Source organism: Sporomusa malonica (assembly GCF_900176355.1).
Taxonomy (GTDB): domain Bacteria; phylum Bacillota; class Negativicutes; order Sporomusales; family Sporomusaceae; genus Sporomusa; species Sporomusa malonica.
Genome location: NZ_FWXI01000003.1, coordinates 257,045 through 278,383, shown reverse-complemented (window position 1 = coordinate 278,383; position 21,339 = coordinate 257,045). Strand labels below are relative to the sequence as shown.

Annotated in this window: 19 protein-coding genes; 13 read left to right on the top strand and 6 right to left on the bottom strand. The window is 43.2% G+C overall.

Annotation, left to right across the window (positions count from 1 at the left end; all coding sequences use genetic code 11):
• Positions 1 to 49: 49 nt before the first annotated feature.
• Positions 50 to 1,387: a uracil-xanthine permease family protein gene (locus tag B9A22_RS04950; RefSeq protein WP_084574592.1), complete on the top strand. Its 1,338-nt coding sequence runs from the start codon at positions 50 to 52 to the stop codon at positions 1,385 to 1,387.
• A gap of 60 nt (positions 1,388 to 1,447) precedes the next feature.
• On the opposite strand, the gene B9A22_RS04945 is transcribed toward B9A22_RS04950, so the two are convergent.
• Genes B9A22_RS04945 through B9A22_RS04935 form a run of 3 tightly spaced genes read right to left on the bottom strand, consistent with a single transcriptional unit; the run spans position 1,448 to position 4,444 of the window.
• Positions 1,448 to 2,398: a 3-hydroxyacyl-CoA dehydrogenase family protein gene (locus B9A22_RS04945; RefSeq protein ID WP_084574591.1), complete on the bottom strand. Its 951-nt coding sequence runs from the start codon at positions 2,396 to 2,398 to the stop codon at positions 1,448 to 1,450.
• 14 nt (positions 2,399 to 2,412) lie between these two features.
• Positions 2,413 to 3,237, bottom strand: a complete 825-nt coding sequence (locus tag B9A22_RS04940; RefSeq protein WP_084574590.1) for a beta-keto acid cleavage family enzyme — start codon at positions 3,235 to 3,237, stop codon at positions 2,413 to 2,415.
• Positions 3,238 to 3,262: 25 nt separating this feature from the next.
• Positions 3,263 to 4,444, bottom strand: a complete 1,182-nt coding sequence (locus B9A22_RS04935; protein ID WP_084574589.1) for an acetyl-CoA C-acetyltransferase — start codon at positions 4,442 to 4,444, stop codon at positions 3,263 to 3,265.
• 176 nt (positions 4,445 to 4,620) lie between these two features.
• Here B9A22_RS04935 and B9A22_RS04930 point away from each other — a divergent pair, with 176 nt between their 5' ends.
• The 7 genes from B9A22_RS04930 (at position 4,621) to B9A22_RS26250 (ending at position 10,850) form a co-directional block, all read left to right on the top strand.
• Positions 4,621 to 6,171, top strand: a complete 1,551-nt coding sequence (locus tag B9A22_RS04930; protein ID WP_084574588.1) for a sigma-54 interaction domain-containing protein — start codon at positions 4,621 to 4,623, stop codon at positions 6,169 to 6,171.
• Between the two features lie 199 nt (positions 6,172 to 6,370).
• A complete protein-coding gene (locus B9A22_RS04925) occupies positions 6,371 to 7,018 on the top strand; it encodes a CoA transferase subunit A (protein ID WP_084574587.1) in 648 nt (215 codons plus the stop codon).
• A 21-nt stretch (positions 7,019 to 7,039) separates the two neighbouring features.
• Positions 7,040 to 7,687, top strand: a complete 648-nt coding sequence (locus B9A22_RS04920; protein ID WP_084574586.1) for a 3-oxoacid CoA-transferase subunit B — start codon at positions 7,040 to 7,042, stop codon at positions 7,685 to 7,687.
• 65 nt (positions 7,688 to 7,752) lie between these two features.
• The gene (locus tag B9A22_RS04915) at positions 7,753 to 8,094 is read left to right on the top strand and encodes a cupin domain-containing protein (protein ID WP_084574585.1); all 342 of its coding nucleotides are present in this window, start codon (positions 7,753 to 7,755) and stop codon (positions 8,092 to 8,094) included.
• Positions 8,095 to 8,118: 24 nt separating this feature from the next.
• Positions 8,119 to 8,907 (top strand): SDR family NAD(P)-dependent oxidoreductase, encoded by a 789-nt coding sequence (locus B9A22_RS04910; RefSeq protein WP_084574584.1) that lies wholly within the window; start codon positions 8,119 to 8,121, stop codon positions 8,905 to 8,907.
• Between the two features lie 26 nt (positions 8,908 to 8,933).
• On the top strand, positions 8,934 to 9,869 hold the full coding sequence (locus B9A22_RS04905) for a cyclase family protein (protein WP_084574583.1): 936 nt from the start codon (positions 8,934 to 8,936) through the stop codon (positions 9,867 to 9,869).
• A 162-nt stretch (positions 9,870 to 10,031) separates the two neighbouring features.
• A complete protein-coding gene (locus tag B9A22_RS26250) occupies positions 10,032 to 10,850 on the top strand; it encodes a methyl-accepting chemotaxis protein (RefSeq protein ID WP_084574582.1) in 819 nt (272 codons plus the stop codon).
• Positions 10,851 to 11,261: 411 nt separating this feature from the next.
• Here B9A22_RS26250 and B9A22_RS04895 read toward each other — a convergent pair whose 3' ends face one another.
• A complete protein-coding gene (locus B9A22_RS04895) occupies positions 11,262 to 12,584 on the bottom strand; it encodes a uracil-xanthine permease family protein (RefSeq protein WP_084574581.1) in 1,323 nt (440 codons plus the stop codon).
• Positions 12,585 to 12,779: 195 nt separating this feature from the next.
• The gene (locus tag B9A22_RS04890; RefSeq protein WP_084574580.1) at positions 12,780 to 13,886 is read right to left on the bottom strand and encodes a uroporphyrinogen decarboxylase family protein; all 1,107 of its coding nucleotides are present in this window, start codon (positions 13,884 to 13,886) and stop codon (positions 12,780 to 12,782) included.
• 201 nt (positions 13,887 to 14,087) lie between these two features.
• Here B9A22_RS04890 and B9A22_RS04885 point away from each other — a divergent pair, with 201 nt between their 5' ends.
• Entirely contained in the window at positions 14,088 to 15,023 is a 936-nt protein-coding gene (locus B9A22_RS04885) for a LysR family transcriptional regulator (protein ID WP_139796170.1), read from the top strand.
• Between the two features lie 504 nt (positions 15,024 to 15,527).
• Positions 15,528 to 16,574, top strand: a complete 1,047-nt coding sequence (locus tag B9A22_RS04880; protein WP_084574579.1) for a hypothetical protein — start codon at positions 15,528 to 15,530, stop codon at positions 16,572 to 16,574.
• Positions 16,575 to 16,752: 178 nt separating this feature from the next.
• Here B9A22_RS04880 and atpC read toward each other — a convergent pair whose 3' ends face one another.
• The gene (gene atpC, locus B9A22_RS04875; RefSeq protein WP_084574578.1) at positions 16,753 to 17,154 is read right to left on the bottom strand and encodes an ATP synthase F1 subunit epsilon; all 402 of its coding nucleotides are present in this window, start codon (positions 17,152 to 17,154) and stop codon (positions 16,753 to 16,755) included.
• Between the two features lie 509 nt (positions 17,155 to 17,663).
• Here atpC and B9A22_RS04870 point away from each other — a divergent pair.
• The 3 genes from B9A22_RS04870 (at position 17,664) to B9A22_RS04860 (ending at position 21,191) form a co-directional block, all read left to right on the top strand.
• The gene (locus B9A22_RS04870; protein ID WP_084574577.1) at positions 17,664 to 18,338 is read left to right on the top strand and encodes a DUF1638 domain-containing protein; all 675 of its coding nucleotides are present in this window, start codon (positions 17,664 to 17,666) and stop codon (positions 18,336 to 18,338) included.
• A 263-nt stretch (positions 18,339 to 18,601) separates the two neighbouring features.
• On the top strand, positions 18,602 to 20,488 hold the full coding sequence (locus B9A22_RS04865; RefSeq protein ID WP_084574576.1) for a sensor histidine kinase: 1,887 nt from the start codon (positions 18,602 to 18,604) through the stop codon (positions 20,486 to 20,488).
• On the top strand, positions 20,475 to 21,191 hold the full coding sequence (locus B9A22_RS04860) for a response regulator transcription factor (RefSeq protein ID WP_084574575.1): 717 nt from the start codon (positions 20,475 to 20,477) through the stop codon (positions 21,189 to 21,191). The genes B9A22_RS04865 and B9A22_RS04860 overlap by 14 nt, the downstream gene beginning before the upstream one ends.
• The last annotated feature ends 148 nt before the right edge of the window (positions 21,192 to 21,339 follow it).

The following is a 21,339-nucleotide window of genomic DNA, read 5'->3' as shown; positions in this document are numbered from 1 at the left end:
ATGGCAATCTTCCATTCCCTGGTTCATTAACATTCAGGAGGACAATCGCATGAGCCAGGACAGCAGCAAGCTGATGCAGCAGTCAGGGATGAGATATGGTTTAGATGATAACCTTCCCCTGAAGGAGCTGATTTCCTATAGTGTGCAGCATTTGACATACTTTCTGGCCAATGCTGCTATTTTGCCGGTCATCGTGGGCGGATACCTGGGACTTGATCAGCTGGGGTTAGCCGGCTTGGTACAGCGGACATTTATTCTGTGTGGAATCGTATCCATATTTCAGTCGCTATGGGGTCACCGGTTTCCTATCATGGAAGGGCCGGCAGGCCTGTGGTACGGCTTATTAATTACTTTGGCCACTTCGGCACCAAGTCTGGGAAAACCGCTGGAGATTCTGCGGACCGATATAGAGCTGGGTTTTATCATCGCAGGAATTGTGTGCATCCTGATCGGAGTTACCGGAATGGCGGGAATGGTTGTCAAGATTTTTAGTCCCCTGGTAAATGGTGTTTTTCTTGTTTTGATGTGTCTGCAGCTTAGTCCGGCCATGATAAAAGGTATGCTGGGATTAAACAGCACCAATCATATGGTGGATTTCAATAGTTTGCTAGCCTTTGTCATTACTACCGGGTTGATCATGTGGATCACTTTGAAAGGCAGGGGCTTTTTTCAGAGTATAGCCGTTCTTATTGGCGTCGTCTTTGGCTGGATTACAGCTCTCATCTTTGGTATCGCGCCGCAGATAAACCAATATAGTACTCAACTACCAGCTGCGCCTGAAATATTTGCATGGGGTACGCCGACCTTTGACCTCGGGGTTATTCTTGCCTGTGTTTTTGCTGCATTGCTGCTTTTTTCCAACTTAATTGCAAGTATTCTGGGTATGAGCGCAGTGACCGGTGAACCGCTTAAACCAGCCATGTTCAATCGAGGCGCAATTTTTACCGGTGTTTCAGACATTTTTGCCGGCCTCGGGGCGGTAATTGGGTTTATTCCTTATGCATCGGCGATCGGGTTTACGTCAATGACTGGCGTGGCATCAAGAAAACCTTTTATTGCAGGTGCTGCGCTAATAACTATTTTAGGGATTTTTCCGCAGGTTGGCGTTTTTTTTGCCGCCATACCACCTGCTGTTGGCAATTCGGTGATGTTTGTTGTTTTCTGTCTGATTCTAGGGATGGGGATAAAAGAATTCTCTAAGGTCAATTTAACTAACCGGGAAATGTATATATTGGGTATATCGTTAATGGTAGGTGTCGGGGTAATGTTCTTACCTCAGGAGGTCTTTAATAATTTACCGCCGTTGTTTCGCTATATGCTGCTTAACGGTATGGTGGATGGCATAATCGTATGCATTGTTCTTGAGCAAATTTTACTAATGAACTAATGGATAAAAAAAACACAGATGTCAGCTGATGTGCAGGCACCTGTGTTTTCGGATATTGATTTATCCCTGTGTGTAATACTCTGAAGCCTTCAATTGATGGATCAGTTTTTTCATAAACCTTTTTTTAATATCAGGGATTTCATTCCCGGCATACTTGTAGAAACCTTCGCCGGTTTTAATACCAAGCTTGCCTTCGGCTACCTTTTGTTTTAAGAGGTCGTTGGCACCCAGGCGATTGTCCATCTCTTTTAACAGATTGTCGCCGACAATGCTCCAGATATCAAGGCCCCCGAAATCGGCAACCTCTAACTGGCCGGTCGTGGCATAGCGGAAGGCGGGACCGAACTTAAGAGCCTTGTCAATGTCGGCAGGTTCGGCAACACCCATTTCAATGAGGGAAAAGACCTCTCTGGCAACACCCTGCTGAATACGGTTGGCTACCAGTCCGGGGACGTCTTTAAGGACTTTGACTGTTTGCTTTTTGATGGAAGCGTGTAACTGCTCAACCTCGGTATAAAGCGCCAAAGGCATATTGCCAAAACAAGAGAGTTCAACAATAGGCATAAGGTGGGCAGGGTTATACCAATGGTTAACAATCATACGCTGTTTACGCTCGTCCGAAATCAGAGCCATCATGCCATCCAGTTTGAGGCTGGACGTGTTGCTTGCCAGGATAGTATGCGCAGGGCAGAGTTCATCTAATTGTTTGAACAAATTTTGTTTGAGCTCCAGTATTTCCGGAGTGGCTTCAATAATATAATCTCTGTCTTGAACAGCCTGCTGTAAATCACTGTAAACCTTAATCCGGTCAAGCGTGGCTGCAATGGAGTCAGTCTCAATGAATTGTTCTTCAGCCAGGAGTGCGAGCTCATCGGCGATCTCTGTCATTGCTTTCTTCAACTGATTTTCATAGGCATCATATAAAGTTACATCATAGCCGTACAGGGCAAAGGATAAAGCAATGCCGTGCCCCATAGTGCCTGCACCGATAACACCAATATTTTTAATCATAGTTCGTCTCCTAGTTATTTCTTTGCAAGACCTAAGATTTCTCTGGCTTCGGCTGGGGTAGCTACTGCTTTGTTTGCTTCTTTAACTACTCTTACCGCCCGGGCGACAAATTCAGTGTTGGACTTTGCCAACTGATTTTTAGCATAGTACACATTATCTTCCATGCCGACGCGGATATGACCGCCCATGGCAATAGCAGCAAACATAATTGGCACATGACCGTTCCCGATGCCCAAAGCTGACCAGGTAGATCCTTGGGGCAGTAAGGCTTTGAGATAAACCAGGTTTTCGATAGTAGCGGCAGTACCGCCAGCCGCACCTAAAACGAACTGATAGTGTGCCGGTTGAGCAAGAACGCCCTTTTTCATATAGTAGAGCGAGTTGTAAATCATACCGGCGTCGAAAATTTCGATTTCTGGTTTTACGCCATTTTCAAGCATGGTTTTGCCAAGCTTCTCAAGGAACTGAGGCGGGTTCAGAAACAAACTGTTATGCATCCAGTTCATTGAACCGGCGTCATAAGAGGCCATTTCCGGCTTGAGCTCTATTAAATGAGCCATTCTGGTCTCATCGGTAGCGTGAAGGTCGCCGGAGGTGGTAAGGTTAAGGATGATATCACATTTGCCGCGGATAAGTTCAACCGTTTCGCGGAATTTCTCTTTGCACATAGTGCCTTTGCCTTCGTCGTCACGCATATGCAGGTGAGCTACAGCCGCGCCTGCCTGCCAGCATTCATATACATCGTTGGCAATTTCCCGGGGAGTCAGCGGAATATTGGGGTTGTGTTCCTTAGTCGGCCAAGCTCCAGTTGTTGCGACAGTAATAATGGTTTTTTCCATGAGTGGTTCACCTCGTAATTATTTTTTAGATTCGTTCTACAATGGTGGCAATTCCCTGGCCGCCGCCGATACACAGTGTGGCTAAACCGCGCTTGGCCTCACGCTGCTGCATGGCGTGGAGAAGTGTAACAAGGATGCGGGCACCACTGGCGCCAATCGGGTGTCCTAAAGCAGTGGCACCACCATGGACGTTGATTTTTTCTTTCGGTAGCCCGAGTTCCTTGCCAACAGCCAGGAATTGGGCGGCAAAGGCTTCATTGGCTTCAAAAAGGTCGATATCGGCCACAGTCAATCCGGCTTTAGCCAGTGCTCTTTGGCTTGCAGGCACAGGTCCCATACCCATGATGGAAGGGTCTACCCCGCCAGAACCATAACCGGCAATCCGTGCCAGTGGTTTGAGCCCGAGAGCTTTGGCCTTTTCGCCAGACATAATAACAAGGGCGGCAGCACCATCGTTAATACCTGACGCATTGCCTGCAGTTACCGTACCGTCTTTTTTGAAGGCTGTCCGCAGTGTGGCAAGTGATTCGGCAGATGTGCCCCGCTTGGGAAACTCATCTGCGGCAAAGACAGTATCGCCTTTCTTGCCTTTAATGGTTACCGGTACAATCTCCTGGGTGAAAGCACCGCTGTCGATGGCTTTGATTGCTTTTTCCTGTGATTCGGCAGCCAACTTGTCTTGCTCTTCCCGAGTAATGCCATATTTGGCAGCAATGTTTTCGGCAGTGATTCCCATATGATAGTCATTGGTTGCGCACCATAGGCCATCGCGAATCATGACATCAATAAGCTTGCTGTCACCCATGCGATATCCCCAACGAGCTTTGCTTTCCAGAAGATAAGGCGCATTGGTCATGCTTTCCATGCCGCCGGCCACAATGATGTCCGCATCGCCGGCCATAATTGACTGGGCAGCCAAATTAACGGCTTTGAGGCCTGAACCGCAAACCTTATTGATGGTGTAAGCAGGTACTTCAACAGGCAATCCGGCTTTCAGGGCAGCTTGGCGGGCCGGATTCTGTCCCAGACCTGCCTGCAGAACATTTCCCATGATGACCTCATCAACGGCATTGGATGCTATATTGACTTTTTCCAGAGCAGCACGGATAACGATGCTGCCTAGTTCAGTCGCTGATAAAGGGGCCAGTGCGCCGTTGAAGGTGCCGATGGCTGTTCGCAGTGCGGCGACAATTACGACTTCTCTCATCTTTTCATCCTCCTAGTATGTTGTAGGTTAGAGACTGCTTACCAACAATGACATCTGCAATTTTCATGCCAAGAGTAATGAATAAACATAGGTTTGAATGTTTGCATCCTGCTAGATATTGGTTATGGATAACCTTATTAAGTGCCGAAGAACAGCTAATTTTAGGGGGAGATGAAATGAAAAACAGAATAGATAGCAGCGAGGCTATTTTAAAAGATTTAATATCAAAGATAGAGAAACAAAATTGGGATATTTCGTCCCATCAGGAGCTTTTTGCTGGTTTGCAGAAAGTGCTCAGTGAGCTCACTGAAGCCAGGGAGCTTGATTTTAGAGAGATCGGGGATCATCTTTATGACGGGATTTACATTACTGATGGCAATGGTAAGACCTTGTATGTTAATGCTGCTTACACCAGAATTACCGGTATTCGTTCTGAAGAAGTTGTAGGGAAGTACGTTGATGAGCTGTTGATGGAGGGCGTTTATCTAAATGCCGTAACGCCGGAAGTAATTAAGCACAAAAATCAAGTGAACTCCATGGGCGAAAGTTTAAGGAACGGAACTAAAATGCTGATTACAGGCAGTCCGATTCTAGATGCCGAAGGGAATGTAAAAAAAGTAGTTATTATTGACCGGGAAATAACCGACTTGCTGCAAATGAAGTCTGATCTGGAAGCATCACAAAAACAGATAAAAGCGGTTGAAAAAGACAAGATAAAGAGTGCTCTGGAAGTCGAGCACCTCAGGAAGCTCCATTTAAAAAAGAATATGATTGGGAGTAGTCTTGAAACACGGCAGGTCATCAAGAGTATTCAACAAGTTGCCGGTCTTGATGTTACCGTTTTGATAACGGGAGAAACGGGTGCAGGCAAAGAGGTGGTAGCAAATGAAATCTACATGAATAGTGCTAGGAAAAATGGTCCTTTTATCAAAGTGAATTGTGCGGCCATTCCAGCTAATTTGTTGGAAGCTGAGTTGTTTGGCTATGCCAGGGGGGCATTTACCGGTGCTACCACTTCAGGAAAAACCGGTTTGTTTGAATTAGCAGACAAAGGAACGATAATGCTTGATGAAATCGGGGATATGCCGATGGAACTGCAGTCAAAATTACTCAGGGTAATTCAACACAAAGAAATAACCCGTATCGGAGGGGCGAAACCAGTTAAGTTAGATGTAAGAATTCTCTCTGCGACAAATTGCGAGTTGAAAGACCTTGTAAAACAAGGGCGTTTTCGTGAAGATCTCTACTATCGGCTGAACGTATTTCCTATTCATATCCCGCCGCTGCGCTCAAGAGACCAGGATATTGAGATACTAGCCCGCCATTTCCTTGAAATATACAACTCTAAATACGCAAAGAACACAGCGATAGAGCCGCTTGGTTTTGAAATGATGCGGCAGTATTCGTGGCCGGGAAATATTCGTGAGTTACAAAATATCATTGAGAGACTTGTTATCGTATCTGAACAAGATGGAACGATTAGTAACGAGCAAATCGGCAATTTGTTGAATATACATCCGTCTTATATGACTGAGCTAGTTGTAGAGGAGATGGGGCTTAAAGAAATCGTCAGCAATATCGAAAAAAAGACCATCGAAAAGGCCTTGGCATTATGCGGGAGTACAAGAAAAGCTGCAAAAGTTTTAAAAGTAGACCAATCAACCATTGTGAAGAAAGCCAAGAAGCTGGGGATCGTCTTAAGAGATGAAAAGACGCATCGACAGTGATGCGTCTTTTCATCTCTTGGGAATATCAGTTATAGCTACAGATACAGGAAGTATTTTAATAAATGCGATGATAAAGTTCATCAAGAGAAACTAACAACAGGGGCGATTGCCGCGATGATCTATAAAATTTAGATTGGCACAGTTCTTGCTTATAAATATAGCATAGGAGTCACTAATTCTAAGAGCTGAGGGGGAAACAATGTCTAAGGTAATCAGTATAGAGCAGGCAATGGACAAAGTACAAGATTCGTCTGTCATAATGATTGGGGGATTTTTAGCGGTTGGTACTCCGGAACGTTTAATTGATGCTGTGGTTAGCAAGGGATATAAACATCTTACTGTAATAGCCAACGACACTGGATTTCCGGATAGGGGCATTGGAAAGCTGGTTGTTAACCGCCAAGTGAAAAAAGCCATTGTTTCGCATGTTGGCACAAATCCTGAGACCGGCCGCCAAATGAATGCCAATGAACTTGAAGTAGAATTATCACCGCAGGGAACATTGATTGAGCGCATACGATCAGGTGGTGCCGGTTTGGGTGGCGTGCTCACGCCAACAGGTGTGGGAACGGTTGTTGCCGACGGAAAGCCTACAATAACAATAGATGGCCGCTTATTTTTATTAGAAAAACCCCTGCGGGCTGATGTTGCACTGGTAAAGGCACATAAAGCCGACACTGACGGCAATCTGGTATTCAGAATGTCGACCCGTAACTTCAATCCCCAAATCGCCACCGCAGCCGATGTTGTTATTGCCGAAGTGGAAAAAATCGTGCCTGTAGGAGAATTAGCTCCTGACGAGGTTATGGTGCCAGGAATCTTTATTAGCAGCATCGTTCAAGCTTAGCGGAAGACTGGAGGAGCGTTCATGGAAAACAGAGTTCTAATAGCCAAAAGGGTTGCACAAGAACTTAATGATGGCGATCTGGTAAATTTGGGTATTGGTATACCTACACTTGTTGCCAACTACATTCCAAAGGATAAAAAGGTGATCCTGCATTCTGAAAATGGCTTTATCGGACTAGGGCCTGCAGGAGAAAGCATTGATCCTGATCTGAGCAATGCAGGTGGACAACCAGCCGGTATTCTGCCAGGCGGCGCTACCTTTGACAGTGCCATGTCATTTGTCATCGTCCGTGGCGGGCACCTTGACGCCACTGTGCTGGGGGCCTTGGAAGTAGACCAGGAAGGAAACCTGGCTAATTGGATGGTTCCCGGAAAAATCGTGCCAGGCATGGGGGGGGCCATGGATCTTGTCGTTGGTGCCAAACGGGTCATTGTCGCCATGGAGCATGTCGGTAAAGGCGGCGTACCCAAAATTATGAAAAAATGCAGCTTGCCGCTGACTGCATCACATGAAGTGGATTTAATAATTACTGATTTGTGTGTATTTCAAGTCACCGAACAAGGGCTGGTACTAACCGAAATAGCTCCTGGTGTTGCTCTCCAGACGGTAAGAGAAGCTACGGATGCAGATTACATCATTTCTTCTGATATCAAAGAGATGGCAGTCTAAGTAAATCTTTATATTATTAATAATGTTATAAACATGGAAAAATGTGGAAGGAGGAGACGGAAAAAATGAAGAAAATCGAATTAAAAGATGTAAAGCCATACCAAGCCCCAAAGCACTTCAACATGGTTGCGCTAAAATTGCATGGGAAGGAGGAAACCGGGGCACAGAAATTTTGGATGGGCCTGTCGCATTTTCTGCCGGCTGGTGGCGCTGAATATGATGCATCCCCTGTTGAGAAGATTTATTTTGTTCTCGAAGGCGAAGTAACTGTTACTACCAAGACGGAAAAAGTCGTGTTGAAGGCATGGGATTCTATCTACATCGGAGCCAATGAAGGCAGAGAAATTATCAATGAAACCAATAAACCCGCAAGTATGCTGGTGGTTATGAATTATCCTGAAGCATAATTGGGTATGGAAAGGTGATATGTAATGGAACAGGCAATTTTGGATAAAATCAAAAATCTGTTTTGTCTTGAAGGCAAAGTAGCAGTAGTAACCGGCGGTGCCGGTGCCCTGGGAGAATCGATTGCTGCCGGGTTGGCGGCATATGGTGCTGATATTGTTGTTACCGGTAGAACGATTGCTACCCTGGAAGAAGCAGTAAAGGGTGTTGAAAAACTCGGCAGAAAAGCACTGGGTGTTGCTTGTGATGTCAGCAAAGAAGAAGATGTAATCAACATGGTTAAACAGACTGTGGACACCTTCGGCAAGATTGACATTCTTGTGACTGTAGCTGGCATTGCCAAACGTCATGCGGCCGAAGATTTTCCGGTTGAAGACTTCCAGCAGGTAATGGATATTAACGTTAAAGGCACTTTCCTCACTTGTAAGCATGTTGGCCGGGTAATGAAAGATCAGGGTTTTGGTAAGATCATTACCATATCTTCAGTGCGTGGTTTTGCCGGCCATCCTGGTGGTTATGCTGCTTACGGCCCCAGCAAAGCAGCTGTTGATGGCTTGACCAAACAGTTGGCCACCGAATGGGCTAAATATAATATCACGGTAAACGCCATTGCGCCGACCATCTTTTGGACTCCGCTGACGCAGCAAGTACTCGAAGATGAAAAACTCAAGCAAATATTCCTGTCCCGTATTCCCTTGGGACGTGCAGCTGTGACCGAGGATATGGTTGGAGCAACAGTATACTTAGCTGCGCCAGCTTCAGACTTTGTAACAGGTCAGATTCTGTATGTTGACGGTGGATGTACCGCTGGTTAAAAATTAATTATTTGGAGGAATAACAAATGGGAAAAAAAGTATTAGTAGATTTAACTCATCCATTCCATGCTGACATACCCGTATGGCCGTATTTTGCAAAACCTAAAATTGATACTATGCATAGTCTTGCAAAAAGCGGAGTATTAACGCAAAAAATAGATGTTGTTATGCATTGCGGAACACATGCAGATGCACCTCGCCATGTTATGGAATACGAGTTTGACGGAAAGCGCGCACGTTACACTCATGAGCTGCCACTGGATGCATATTATGGAGATGCAGTTTGCCTGGATATTCGTGTTGAGCGCTGGGGCCTTATTACCGCAAAACATCTTGACGATGCTTTGGCACGTGCAGGAGTAACACATGAAGAAGTAAAGGGCATGGTACTTGTTTTAAGAACAGGTATACATCTGAAATTTGATGACACTAAAGAGTATTATCATTATTCCTGCGGCTGCGGTAGAGAAGCAGGACAATGGTTTGAGAAATATCAACCAAAATGTGTAGCTATGGACATGCAAGCCCTTGACCACCCGCTACATACAACAATGGGTAAGAACGGTCCACCGGCAATGAATCTTATTGGTGATTCAGGCAAACCGATTACTGAGGAATATATTGAGCAATTTGGTATTGAGGCTTATGCAGAGTTCGAAAAGGATGTATTTATCAAAACCTTTGGTAAAGAGAAATATATGGAAGCGTATGGTAAGCTTGAAGACCATGGTCTGGCAGGAACCTGGGAGCCTTGCCACAAATATATGATGGGTAACGGCATTGTAGGTGTCGAAAACGTTGGGGGAGATCTTGAAAAAGTTGTAGGCAAACGGTTTAAATTCATGGCATTCCCGATTCGCTGGTGGTTGGGCGATGGCGCTATGGTTCGCTGTGTGGCTGAAATAGATGAAGATGATCTAAATCCAGTACCAGACAGAGTATACAAATACGGCGGATTTTAATCCAGTACCAGACAGAATCTACAAATACGGTATAGTATCCTATATTCTCAAACTGGGTAAAGTTACGAAGACTGACACTGTACTTGCTACGCTGTCAGTCTTTTTAGAGGTTATTTAACAACTTATAAATGAGGAAGTGAACGTGAGAAAGGAACTTTAAATATGGATAAAACATTAGAGTTGCTTATTTTATGTACACCTATTATCCAAACGGTGCTTCCGTTTGACTCGATGGTGGTTATATCTGATAGAGATACCTTTCTATACTACAAACCAGGTAAAAAGATGCAGCATGAGTCGCCTGTCGGTAAAGCTGTTAGTAAAGGAGATGGCATGTGGGAAGCCATCTCCAGTAAAATTACGCAAGATTTTGTAGTATCTAAAGAGGTTTGGGGCTTTCCGTTCAAGAGCATTAGTGCGCCTATCGTCAATGAAAATCGAGAAATCATTGGAGCAATAGGTTTGGCGTGTAGTTTAGAAACCCAAGAAATTCTGTATGATGTTGCGCAAACCATAGCTGCAGCGTCTGAACAGGTGGCGGCATCAAGCCAAGAACTTGCAGCTAATGCGGCACTGCTCAATAAGCGATTAGAGCTGCTCGGTGTGACAGGGCAATCTATGGTACAGAATATTGGAAAGTCAGACTCTATTCTTATGTTTATTAAAGATATAGCAGCAAATACAAATTTGCTAGGACTAAACGCGAGCATTGAAGCGGCTAGAGCGGGAGAGCAGGGACGAGGGTTTTCTGTGGTTGCTGAAGAGATTAGGAAGTTGTCTAATAATAGTCAGACATCTGTTAAGGAAATCAAGGGGATTTTAGAAAGCATGCGAGGGGAAATAACGCAGATAGAAAAAGAAATAGATGAGGTTGATAAAATTAGCTCTCAGCAGAAAGCTGCCAGCTATGAGATAAGTAAAGCCATAGAATCGCTTACCAGCCTGGCAACAAGAGTACAAGAACTAGCATTTCGTGTTTAATTGAGAGTGTTGTAAGTAAATCATTTTACACTGAAGTCCGGGGATCTGTGTTTTTGGCTGCGACCGGGACCGTGGGTTCGCACCACCCTCTCTGCCAATAAACAGGGTTGTAGCGATTGCTACAACCCTGCCTCCGGTGCGCCCCCAGCATGAGCGCTTACTTGTTGGTGAAAGTCCTAATGGCGGCAATAATGGCTCTTACATTTTCTACAGGTGAACAGAGTAGTTGGTAGGCTCGCCTTTGGATTAGGTAATGGGAGTTATGGCCTGAAGTGCAGAAGTCTTGTATTACTGGTGGTATTATGATTGATGCTACAAAGTCATAATACCACCAGTGGTAGCATGTAGATTTTAGGTTGGCAGAGTAATATCCCCAAAAGAAGTATATCCGAAAAATTATTTGACCGCGAACTAAGAATTAGTTACTAGGGCACGATCTGCTGCTTTTGCAGGGAGAATTAAATTCATAATAATCGCAGTTAGTGCGCCGACACAAATCGATGAACTGAACAAATAACTAAGTAACGGAGGCATGCTCTGAACGAGCGGCGGCGGCAGAACTGTTGCGCCAATTGTTGTCAGAACAGTGGTGCCGATAACTAAAATATTGCGCTCAGTTAACGAGTAGTTGCGAATGCTCATTAAACCACTCATCATGATCATAATACAAATCACTCCATATATTCCCCAGACGACAGAGCTAGGAACAACAGCGATTAGGAACATCAGCTTAGGGCAGAGTGCCATGACCACAGCTATAATACCGCCGCCGATCGCCGCATAGCGGCTGAATACTTTGGTGACTGCGATGACTCCGGAGTTCGAAGCATAGCTAGTGACCGGTAAGCCACCGAAAAATGAACCAATTAAGCAACCCACTGCTTCGCCGACTACACCCTTGTCGATTCGATCGGATTCTAGTTTCTCACCTGACATCTCAGCGATGCTAAACCAGGTACCAATGCTTTCGACCATAACTATCAACAAGATAAAACTCATAATTAAACTTGAGTTTAATTCAAACTGTGGAGCACCAAAGGGGAATAGCTGAGGAACAGCAAACCAAGGAGCCGACGCGACAGGTGACAAATCCACATGGCCAAACAGCGATGCGACAAATGTTCCAATTGCTATAGCATAAATAACGGCACCAACCATCGAAACTCGACCGATTTTGTTTGGAAGATGTGCAAGCCTCATGAACACAATCATGGCAGCAAACGTGACTCCTGCTTCCAGGAAATTAACCCCAGGATTTCCTGGAATGGCAATTAAGGAATTAAAAGTAATTGGCATCAATGATAGTCCGATAATGAGAATAACTGTTCCCGCAACCAGCTCAGGAATAAAGTTTTTAACGATTTTACTAAAAATCTTTGACCAACCAATAAGCATGAGGACGATTGATGCTACTATCAGGGCACCTGCAAACGTGGCGAAATTTGCTTGCGTTGCTATTGCTATGATTGCCCCGATTGTCGCGAAAGACATTCCTTGAATAACCTGAAACTTGAGAAAAAAGCCTGACTGAATAACCGTGGCAATACCGCAAGCCAGGAAAGTCATCGAAATCAGTGCAGCAGCGCTCGAAATATCCATTTTCATGATTCCGATGATGACGATGGGACCTAAAAACAAGTTACATGCCAATACTGACTGAAAACCATAAAACAATGATTGCCATATGTTCAGTTTCTCACCAGACCCTACGATTCTTCTTGTTTCATTCTCCATTTTTCCCCACCCTTTAATAATTATTTAGAATTGTCCCTTATACATCTTCGGGGATTACTGCTTTTTTTCTCATCTACTTTTGCCTACAGGACCTACGCACTTCCAAAGCAACTTCTAAATACCATGTGGAATTTGAAATAACGAATGTCAGTTAACAAATTAGGGTGTACTTAATAGGTGGATTGGAGCTTATAGCTATTTTCCGCTAGCAGCGGCAATCATGGCTTTTACGTTTTCTACTTTGGCATTGACCGGTACGGCGCAGCCTGAGGCCAGTATGAAACCCGGTCCCATATCTTTAATTAATTTGGTGCAGTAGTTATATACATCATCAGGTGTACCTAATGTGAACATAGCAGCCGATACATCGCCTTTGATACACATCGTATCACCGAGGACCTCTTTAATTTTATAAATATCGGTAGCACCGTCGGTTTCGAATACGCACTTGCCCTTCGGGAAATCCTTAAAGTACTCTAAGTCGCGTGTCCAGTTAGAATCAATATGGAAATTGATTACGGCGCCTTCTTCAATAATAACATCGGCAACTTGCTTCAAGTATTTCCAGACAAACCGCTCCCATAGTTTAGGGGAAAAGAATTGGCTGGCGCCCCGGGCGGGGGAGATAAACACATATTCTGAATTAGTATCACGGATTTGTTTACGCATATTTGTTAGCACGCCTTGCTGAATGGTATCCAGTACGGCCTCAACTTTGTCTGGACGCTTATACAAGTCTTGAATATATTTAGGCATGGAACGACCGCCGCTTAGTAGCTCATTGACAAGATTAATAACCAGCGGCGAGTACACCACATATCCGGCATCTTCAAAATTTTTAACCATTTGAGGAGTATCGGCAAGTTCTGACAAAATAAAGTCTAGGGGAACATTTAAACGGTTTTGGACATAGTCCTGCATAAAGGGTTCCCAGCCCTTGGACAAAATTGTGTCATAATCTTCGACTGTCATAATCTCTTTTTCATCAAGCTGCCACAAAATGTTATCGCCCAGTTCACGCCCAGGCATTTTTATATTTGACATGAACCCTAAAGGGAAAAGGGGGGCGGCAACAAAAGCTGAATCAAAACCGTCAATATCACCAAGTTCCGTAATGGACTCGACCATTACTTTATTAGATGCGTGTAAGCTGGAGCAAAAATCAGATAGCTTAACGCCCATGTGAGTGGCGCAAAAAGCATCAGCCAAGGTTACTACCGGTGTTCTATCCGGCTTTTCGAGGGAAACGGCTTGGCGAATTCTTTTTTTACGTTCTTGCAGAAGATCTTGATTTGATTTCATTTTAAAGTACCTCCAATTTAGAAATAATAGAATTGTGTGACAAGTTTCTTGGTTAAGTATAGATTAGAAAAGAAGCTTTGGGAAATTGAATATGATAATCAGCATATTTAAAAATACAATAAGCATGCTTGTCAAGCAGTTATTGCTTACTTATAATTAAAATAGAATTTTGGATACGGCTGATATAGGGAGGGTGTAATTATGGATATACGGCAATTACAACTTTTTGTCTGTGTTGCAGAACGATTAAATTTTACCGAAGCAGCCAAGTCTCTCTACTTGACGCAGTCAACGGTAAGTTTGCGTATCGTCGAGATTGAAAAGCAATTGGATGTTAAATTGTTTACTCGAAATACTCATGGGGTAAAATTGACACCTGCCGGAGAAACCTTCTTGAAGGAGGCTAAGGCTATTATTTCCAGTTATGAAGAGGCAATCACGCTTACACGCAAAACAGCTTCTGGTTTCAACGGTACGTTAAAAATCGGCTTTCTCGAGTCACATACCAAGCATTTCTTACCCCAAGCTATGCAGACTTTCCGTAAAAACTATCCAAATATCAGCTTAAACGTTCACCAAATTCCCTGGCGGGAACTCAGCCGGGGCTTAGAGCGTGGAGAATTAGATGTCGGCCTTACCATGCCACAATCTTTGGAACAATGCAGCAGCTTAACATGGCAGACTATTTATGCCGATATGGAGTGCTGGGTTATGCATCAGGATCATCCCTTAGCGCAAGCTTCAGTTTTAGATTTATCCGCAGTTGCCAGAGAACCGTTTGTTGTGCTGCACCGAGATGTCGGCCCATTTCCCTATGATTGGACTATTCAGTTGTGCGCAAACCGTGGATTTGTGCCTAGGATTATTCATACACCCCGGCTTACCGAAACACTTTTAACTTTAGTTGAGGCTGGCGAGGGAATTTCCATTCTTCCTTATGTAACGACCAAAGATTATGCGAGCTCCAATCTCCGCTTTATCAAACTAGAAGGAGATGACGCTCAGGTAGGGATGGTAACTGCATGGAATAAGGCCAATACCAACCCGGCTATACCACTATTTAATAGTGTAATAATTTCTGCAACCGAGAATTGGTCAGACAGTGTTGAGCTTTTTTCTAGATTACACGCCAGGTGAATAACTATTAAAGATCTCTTAAGCATGCTCGTTAAGGAATTAGCGAGTATGCTTTTTTGGTGTGCCTAGCATAAGCGCTCAATCTCTAGATTATTTCTTCTAAAGTCAGCAAATTGCGTGGTGTATCATCATTCGATGATGACGTATATCATCAAATGATGAATTTTATCATCATTTGATGAATTGAGGAAAAATACAGAAAGTTCTCGAAAAAGCGATGCAAATGTTCATCACTGCGGGGTTCTGAATCTTCAAAGGAACCTCGCGCAGGCGGTCCGTATTTATCAGAACACGAAGAGTTCGCCTATTCTATGGCTTTTTTTAGGGAAATTTTCAAAAATCTCTGCAGTTGGCATGATTAATGCATTAGGTTGATGTAAGACGACCTATACACTGCCATTAAGTAAAAGGAGAGGATAAGGGAAGGAGCTTTATGGTTTACCAGAGATTTGACTTTTAAGGAAATGACACCAGAAGTAAATGAAAAAGGGTGGGTAACTATTTATGAAAAAAAAGGTAGCAGCTTTGTTAGCAACACTTATGGTCGGGGCAGCAGCCGGTTCTGCCTGTTTGGCTTCAGACATAATCATAAACGGTACGTTTGATGCCAGATACAGTAATGCCAATGATCGGGGCATGTATAATTTTTCTCCTGATCTCACTAAGAAAAGTGGATTTTATCACCGGGCAGATATAAATTTAATTGCTCCGGTTTCCAAAGATGTATCTTTTATTGGAGCGCTATTTGCTGGGTCGCGTAGTTCTTCTAGCATTGCTGATAGGCTGGATAGTCCATCTGTTAAGCTGGCTATGATAGTAGCCAAAAAGGGTAATGCCGAATATCATGTTGGTCGGTTAGCATTTCAACAAGGTCTAGGATTAACTGGTACTACGCCATACTTCGATGGTGCAAGCGTTGAATTAAAGACCGATAAACTAACAACTATCTTAGTTGGTGGTAATACGTTTATTACGACATATGACCCCGATTTAGCTAATCCAATTAGTAGTGGTAATCATAACTTTTACGGGGTGGATGCCGCATATGATATAGATAAGGATAAGAAAATCATAGCAACCCTGTGGCAAAATGGGGATAAAGATGTTTATAAAACTGCAACTATGGGGTACAAGCAAAATATAAATGAGGATTGGGTAGTTAGTGGCGAGTACGGGCGTAATGATTCCACCTTAGCAAAAGATAATAATGGTGGATCGGCAGCCAAGGCTTACTTTGCGCGGGTCAAATATCAAGGAGCTGATCCGGCAAAACTTGGCTCTAGCGGGGTGTCGTTAACATATATAAAGGCTGACCCTTACTTTGATCCATGCAGTGACACTCTGCTTGAGACTACTCCTAACGGTTGGAATTACCCAACTAATGGATCAAACATTGATAATACAAAGGGGTTAGTGTTTTCCTACGAACAAACTGTATTCGACAAGACTGTGTTTAAGGTCAACTATGCCCCAGTTAAGCGGGTTAAAGATATGAATGGTGTCCCGGATGACCGCAGCTATGTCACTGCTGATTTGATAATACACTTTTAAATTCTAGAATTAGAGTTCTTGGCATAATAGTTAAATGAAACGCAAAACGTTGGATCCTCGCATTCATCAGTGAGAATCCAACGTTTCATTTTGACCCATAAATCTAAAACTAGACGCGGGCCCCGGCCGGGTTTGTAATTAGTGTAAAATATCCGGAGACGTGTAGTCACCGGATATTTTACGGTTTATTAGATTGAGAAACTTTGAGACGTAGGGCGGCGCGTTTTCGTGTAAATTCAGCTCTGCGAGCATCAATATCACCTTTTAACCTCAAGGCCGTTCGTTCTTTGGCAGCGTTGGCGCGCCTGATATCAATTTCCTCAGGTGTTTCCGCACAGCTGGCTAATACAGTGATCTTTTTTGGACGTACTTCCATAAAGCCACCACATAATAATAGCTGCTGTTCACCTTCGTCCTTGATAATCCTAAGTGACCAAATTTCGAGACTGGTAATTGACGGAGCATGACCAGGACAGATACCAAGGTCACCATTGGTTGCTCTGGCGATCACCATATTGACGTTTTCGGAATATACCATTCTATCAGGAGTAAAAATATTCAGTCGAATCTTTTTAGCCATAGATTATCCCTCTTTCAGCTATAGTTTATCGGTCTTTATCAGCTAGTTCGTTCAGGATGACTGAAGATCTTTATGAACTGATTTGCGACGATGAATACCAAAATAATAACAACCGCAATATCAACATGTATATACATCTATATACATAGTCATATTCTATATAAATGCTTAGAAGAATGTCAATAGAAAAAAATGCACAATGAGAAATAACTTGGATATAAAAAAAATAGGCATCTTCTAAGCACAAGGCGAGAAGATGAAATAATTAAATTGAAGGAATAGTATAAAAATATTGACACATATACATTGATGAATGATAATATATCTAGATGTATATACAATACCTATTGTCAGGAGACACCACATGTCACTCCGAACAATGAGAAATACGCTTCCTTGCTTTTTTTTGTTGCATTTTTGATTTCTAGCTTTTTATGGCTAGAGGATATATCTAAGTCTTTGAGAGATAAGTGCTGAATAATCGCTATATAGTGGAGGGCGAAAGGGCTATGAAATCATTAATCATTACTTGTCGTACCATCCAAGCAGAGGTTGATAAGGTTATTAAACAGACTGAGTGTCATTTTCCAGTGATGTATCTTGAATCGGCTCTACATAATGAACCAGATAAGCTAAGGTTTGTTCTCCAGGAGGCTCTGAATCGGACAAGCAATGTTGAACAGGTTCTGTTGGTAATGGGATATTGCGGCAACGCCATTTTAGGACTTAAGCCAGAAGGGTTTAGACTGGTTGTTCCTCGCGCAGATGACTGTATAACTATGCTGCTTGGTTCGCAGCAAAAACGGACAGAAGTTCAAAGAACAATGCCCACATACTTTTTTTCCAGTGGTTGGCTGGCAAGCTGGGAACAAATGGAGCGAACTGTATTTGAAGAATATGAGCGAACAATCAAGCGGTATGGTAAGGAAAAGGCTGATAAGATATTGCGGACTACTTTTAAACATTATAAAAGAGTAGGGTTAATAGATACAGGAGAATTCCCCCTTGATGAACTGATGCAAAAAGCACAGGTGCATGCCGATTTTTTGAATTTAAAATGTGAAGTCATTCCTGGAACCTTAGATTATCTTAAAAAATTTCTGACTGGTCCCTGGGACAATGATTTTATCATAATAGATTCAGGTGAAGCCATCGCCATGGAGCGTCTGTTTGGCAAAAACTAAATGGACCTAGTGCTGATAAAAACGGCTATGAAATAACCAAACTCCTGCAGGGTTAAACCAGCTTGCAGGAGTTTGCATTTACATGACAATATTATTCACATGTTATTTGTGATTTTATTATTTTGGGAAAGTTACAGGATATCGTAAATTTGGCGAGAATGAACTAGATATGTTATTTTTCAAGGAGGGAAAGCGATGCCGGAGTTCGTTACAATGTTTGTTGTTCTGTTAAACACCACGTTGATAAGTGAGACATTATTATCATGAAAAACTTATCGATAAAAGCGCATCTATGGATTGCTTTCGCAGTTATACCTATAATCCCAGTAGTTTTTCTTAGTACGTTGCTAATACTGCAGTCACCTGAATTCTCTCTGCAGTCTGTCACTTTGAGTGTTGTTATTACGTTGGTATTTACCCTTTTATTAGGCTATTTTCCGGCAAAACGTATAAATATCACAATAAAAATACTTTTGGAATATATTCAGGAAGTAATTAGTAAAGGTAATGAGGTAAAAACAGTCAGTTTTCCGCGATTTGCTCCTCGAGAGTTTCATTTTATGGCCGAGCATTTTTTTATCATGGCAAAGAAAATCAAGGATAGTCAACAAGCGCTGCTCAAGCTAAATGCTGAGTTGGAACAACGGGTGGAAGAACGAACCGAGAGCTTATCACGAACGAACCAAGAGCTTGCTATCTTGAATCAGTTAATCACCCCAACTACCCCTTACCCCGGGGGTGCGAATATTATTAGAGAGTGTCTTAGGCAGTTTTTTGAGGTATCAGGTGTTGCTGTGAAATTGTATCTAACTAAACCGGTGTTTTCTTTGCTGGGATCTTATGAGGAGGCAGCTTATGAGGAGGCTGTGAGTGGCAGCGATGATCGTGATAGAGCCAAGCATAAGAATGCATACAGATACTATGTTCAGGCCATTCGTGCAGGTAATACTACTTTCGGACACTTGGTCGTGTCTAATTCCCCGCTAAGCGAAGCTGACCGTCAGTTCTTGCAAACGCTGTCCCATTCTGCCGGGATTATTATTCAACAGGAAATGTTGTCACAAACACTTCAGCAAAATCATGCTGTTCTAAAAGCCGTCCTTGAGAGCATGTATGATGCAATCACTTTGATTGATAAAAAACGGGAGGTAGTGTACGCGAATGGCCGTATGGCCAAGCTGCTTGATACTCCCCGTGATAAAATGCGTGGTTTGTCAGAAGAACATATATTTGATGTTATATCAGGCCGGCTATCTGATTCTGACCGGCAAATTATTAAACAGGCGAGGCAGGAATATGGTATCTACAGGTTTAAAATTAACTATGGCGATACTCAACAGCACATCATGCTTTCAGCTTTTCCTGTTACCGGTGATGAGCACCATACCATTGGCAAAGGTCTTGTTTGGCGGGACATTACCAAGGAGTACGAAGTTGATAAGCTTAAGAGTGATTTAATTTCCATGGTTTCCCATGAATTTAAAACACCGATAACAAGTATAAAAGGCAGTGTTGAAACAATACTGCGTGTCGATGCTGAGTGGGATGAGGAGTTTAAACGGGAAATGTTAACAGGAATCCATGAGGATATTGATCGTATTCAGGAACTTGTTAACGATTGGCTGGATATCTCCAGAATTGACGCCAAAGCTATTAGTTTGGACCGGGAACCGGTACGGCCAAGCACTGTTGTTGACAATGCAATCAGGAAGTTGCCCAAACACTTCGCCAGTGGCGCGAAGATTGAATCAACAGTAGCCGAAAGCTTGCCGTTTATCTATGGCGACAGGGTTCGCTTGGGCCAGGTTCTATCGAATCTCCTTACTAATGCCATCCGTTATAATGAGCGTAGCCCCCATATTAAAATTTCGGCCACCAGTGATGACAAATATATCCATATCAGTGTAGCAGACAATGGAATTGGTATCAACGAAACGCACTTGGGTAAAGTGTTTGATCGTTTTTATTGTGTTGACACCGGTCGTGAACGGCCCAGCGGCGGTACTGGCTTAGGTTTAGCTATCTGCAAGGGGATTATTGATGCTCATAGCGGCAGCATTAGCGTCGAAAGCTGTGAAGGAACCGGTAGTATCTTTACCGTTTCAATACCTAAATACAGAGGTAATGGTGGTAAATATGAAAAAAAGTAGAATATTCATCATTGATGATGAGCCAAAAATCTTGCGGTTCATATCAGCTAACCTCAAGTCATTAGGCTATGAACCACACATATTTCAAAATGGCTCAGACGCATTGGACAAATTTGACATACTAGCCCCGGAGCTCATTTTATTAGATCTCATGATGCCTGGGTTGGATGGCCTTGCACTCTTAAAACGGCTGCGAACCTTTTCCAATGTGCCGGTGATTATCCTGACTGCGCGCGGTAATGCAAATGATAAAGTACAGGGGCTTAACATGGGCGCTGATGATTATCTTACAAAACCATTCTCGCTCGATGAACTTTTTGCTAGAGTTAAGGCTGTTCTGCGGCGCTCTGACAATAGGGTTGTCAGTAACTATATGACAAGCGAAATAAAGAACGGCGAGGTTACTATTAATTTGGCTCAACGGCGAGCCTGGATAGGAAATAGGGAACTGAGGCTTACGGAAACAGAGTATAACTTATTTTCATTATTAATGGCTAATGCAGGCAAGGTGTTGACTCATGAACAACTCCTTAGCGATGTGTGGGGCAGCGAGTATCGCGATGAAGTAGAATATTTACGGGTAGCTATAGCCCGAATACGCCACAAGATCAAGAATGCAGACCTCGATGGCGGTTTTATTGTAACATACCCTGGCGTAGGATATATGATTGCCAATAATGAGTCCGAAAAACACCACCTGTGATGGGCGTGTTTTTCTTTTTTTTAATGTTTTTGTAATACTAAAAGTTATGAATTTTATGCGTATTTAACGGCTAATACGATAAGATAGAAACAACAGCAGTGCTTGATTAAATAAATTGAGCGTTGCAAGTATTTTAATAAAGTATAAA

Bases quoted from the DNA above. Each gene is read 5' to 3' on its own strand.
- B9A22_RS04950 (WP_084574592.1), top strand. From the start codon at position 50: ATGAGCCAGGACAGCAGCAAGCTGATGCAGCAGTCAGGGATGAGATAT.
- B9A22_RS04945 (WP_084574591.1), bottom strand. From the start codon at position 2,398: ATGATTAAAAATATTGGTGTTATCGGTGCAGGCACTATGGGGCACGGC.
- B9A22_RS04940 (WP_084574590.1), bottom strand. From the start codon at position 3,237: ATGGAAAAAACCATTATTACTGTCGCAACAACTGGAGCTTGGCCGACT.
- B9A22_RS04935 (WP_084574589.1), bottom strand. From the start codon at position 4,444: ATGAGAGAAGTCGTAATTGTCGCCGCACTGCGAACAGCCATCGGCACC.
- B9A22_RS04930 (WP_084574588.1), top strand. From the start codon at position 4,621: ATGAAAAACAGAATAGATAGCAGCGAGGCTATTTTAAAAGATTTAATA.
- B9A22_RS04925 (WP_084574587.1), top strand. From the start codon at position 6,371: ATGTCTAAGGTAATCAGTATAGAGCAGGCAATGGACAAAGTACAAGAT.
- B9A22_RS04920 (WP_084574586.1), top strand. From the start codon at position 7,040: ATGGAAAACAGAGTTCTAATAGCCAAAAGGGTTGCACAAGAACTTAAT.
- B9A22_RS04915 (WP_084574585.1), top strand. From the start codon at position 7,753: ATGAAGAAAATCGAATTAAAAGATGTAAAGCCATACCAAGCCCCAAAG.
- B9A22_RS04910 (WP_084574584.1), top strand. From the start codon at position 8,119: ATGGAACAGGCAATTTTGGATAAAATCAAAAATCTGTTTTGTCTTGAA.
- B9A22_RS04905 (WP_084574583.1), top strand. From the start codon at position 8,934: ATGGGAAAAAAAGTATTAGTAGATTTAACTCATCCATTCCATGCTGAC.
- B9A22_RS26250 (WP_084574582.1), top strand. From the start codon at position 10,032: ATGGATAAAACATTAGAGTTGCTTATTTTATGTACACCTATTATCCAA.
- B9A22_RS04895 (WP_084574581.1), bottom strand. From the start codon at position 12,584: ATGGAGAATGAAACAAGAAGAATCGTAGGGTCTGGTGAGAAACTGAAC.
- B9A22_RS04890 (WP_084574580.1), bottom strand. From the start codon at position 13,886: ATGAAATCAAATCAAGATCTTCTGCAAGAACGTAAAAAAAGAATTCGC.
- B9A22_RS04885 (WP_139796170.1), top strand. From the start codon at position 14,088: ATGGATATACGGCAATTACAACTTTTTGTCTGTGTTGCAGAACGATTA.
- B9A22_RS04880 (WP_084574579.1), top strand. From the start codon at position 15,528: ATGAAAAAAAAGGTAGCAGCTTTGTTAGCAACACTTATGGTCGGGGCA.
- atpC (WP_084574578.1), bottom strand. From the start codon at position 17,154: ATGGCTAAAAAGATTCGACTGAATATTTTTACTCCTGATAGAATGGTA.
- B9A22_RS04870 (WP_084574577.1), top strand. From the start codon at position 17,664: ATGAAATCATTAATCATTACTTGTCGTACCATCCAAGCAGAGGTTGAT.
- B9A22_RS04865 (WP_084574576.1), top strand. From the start codon at position 18,602: ATGAAAAACTTATCGATAAAAGCGCATCTATGGATTGCTTTCGCAGTT.
- B9A22_RS04860 (WP_084574575.1), top strand. From the start codon at position 20,475: ATGAAAAAAAGTAGAATATTCATCATTGATGATGAGCCAAAAATCTTG.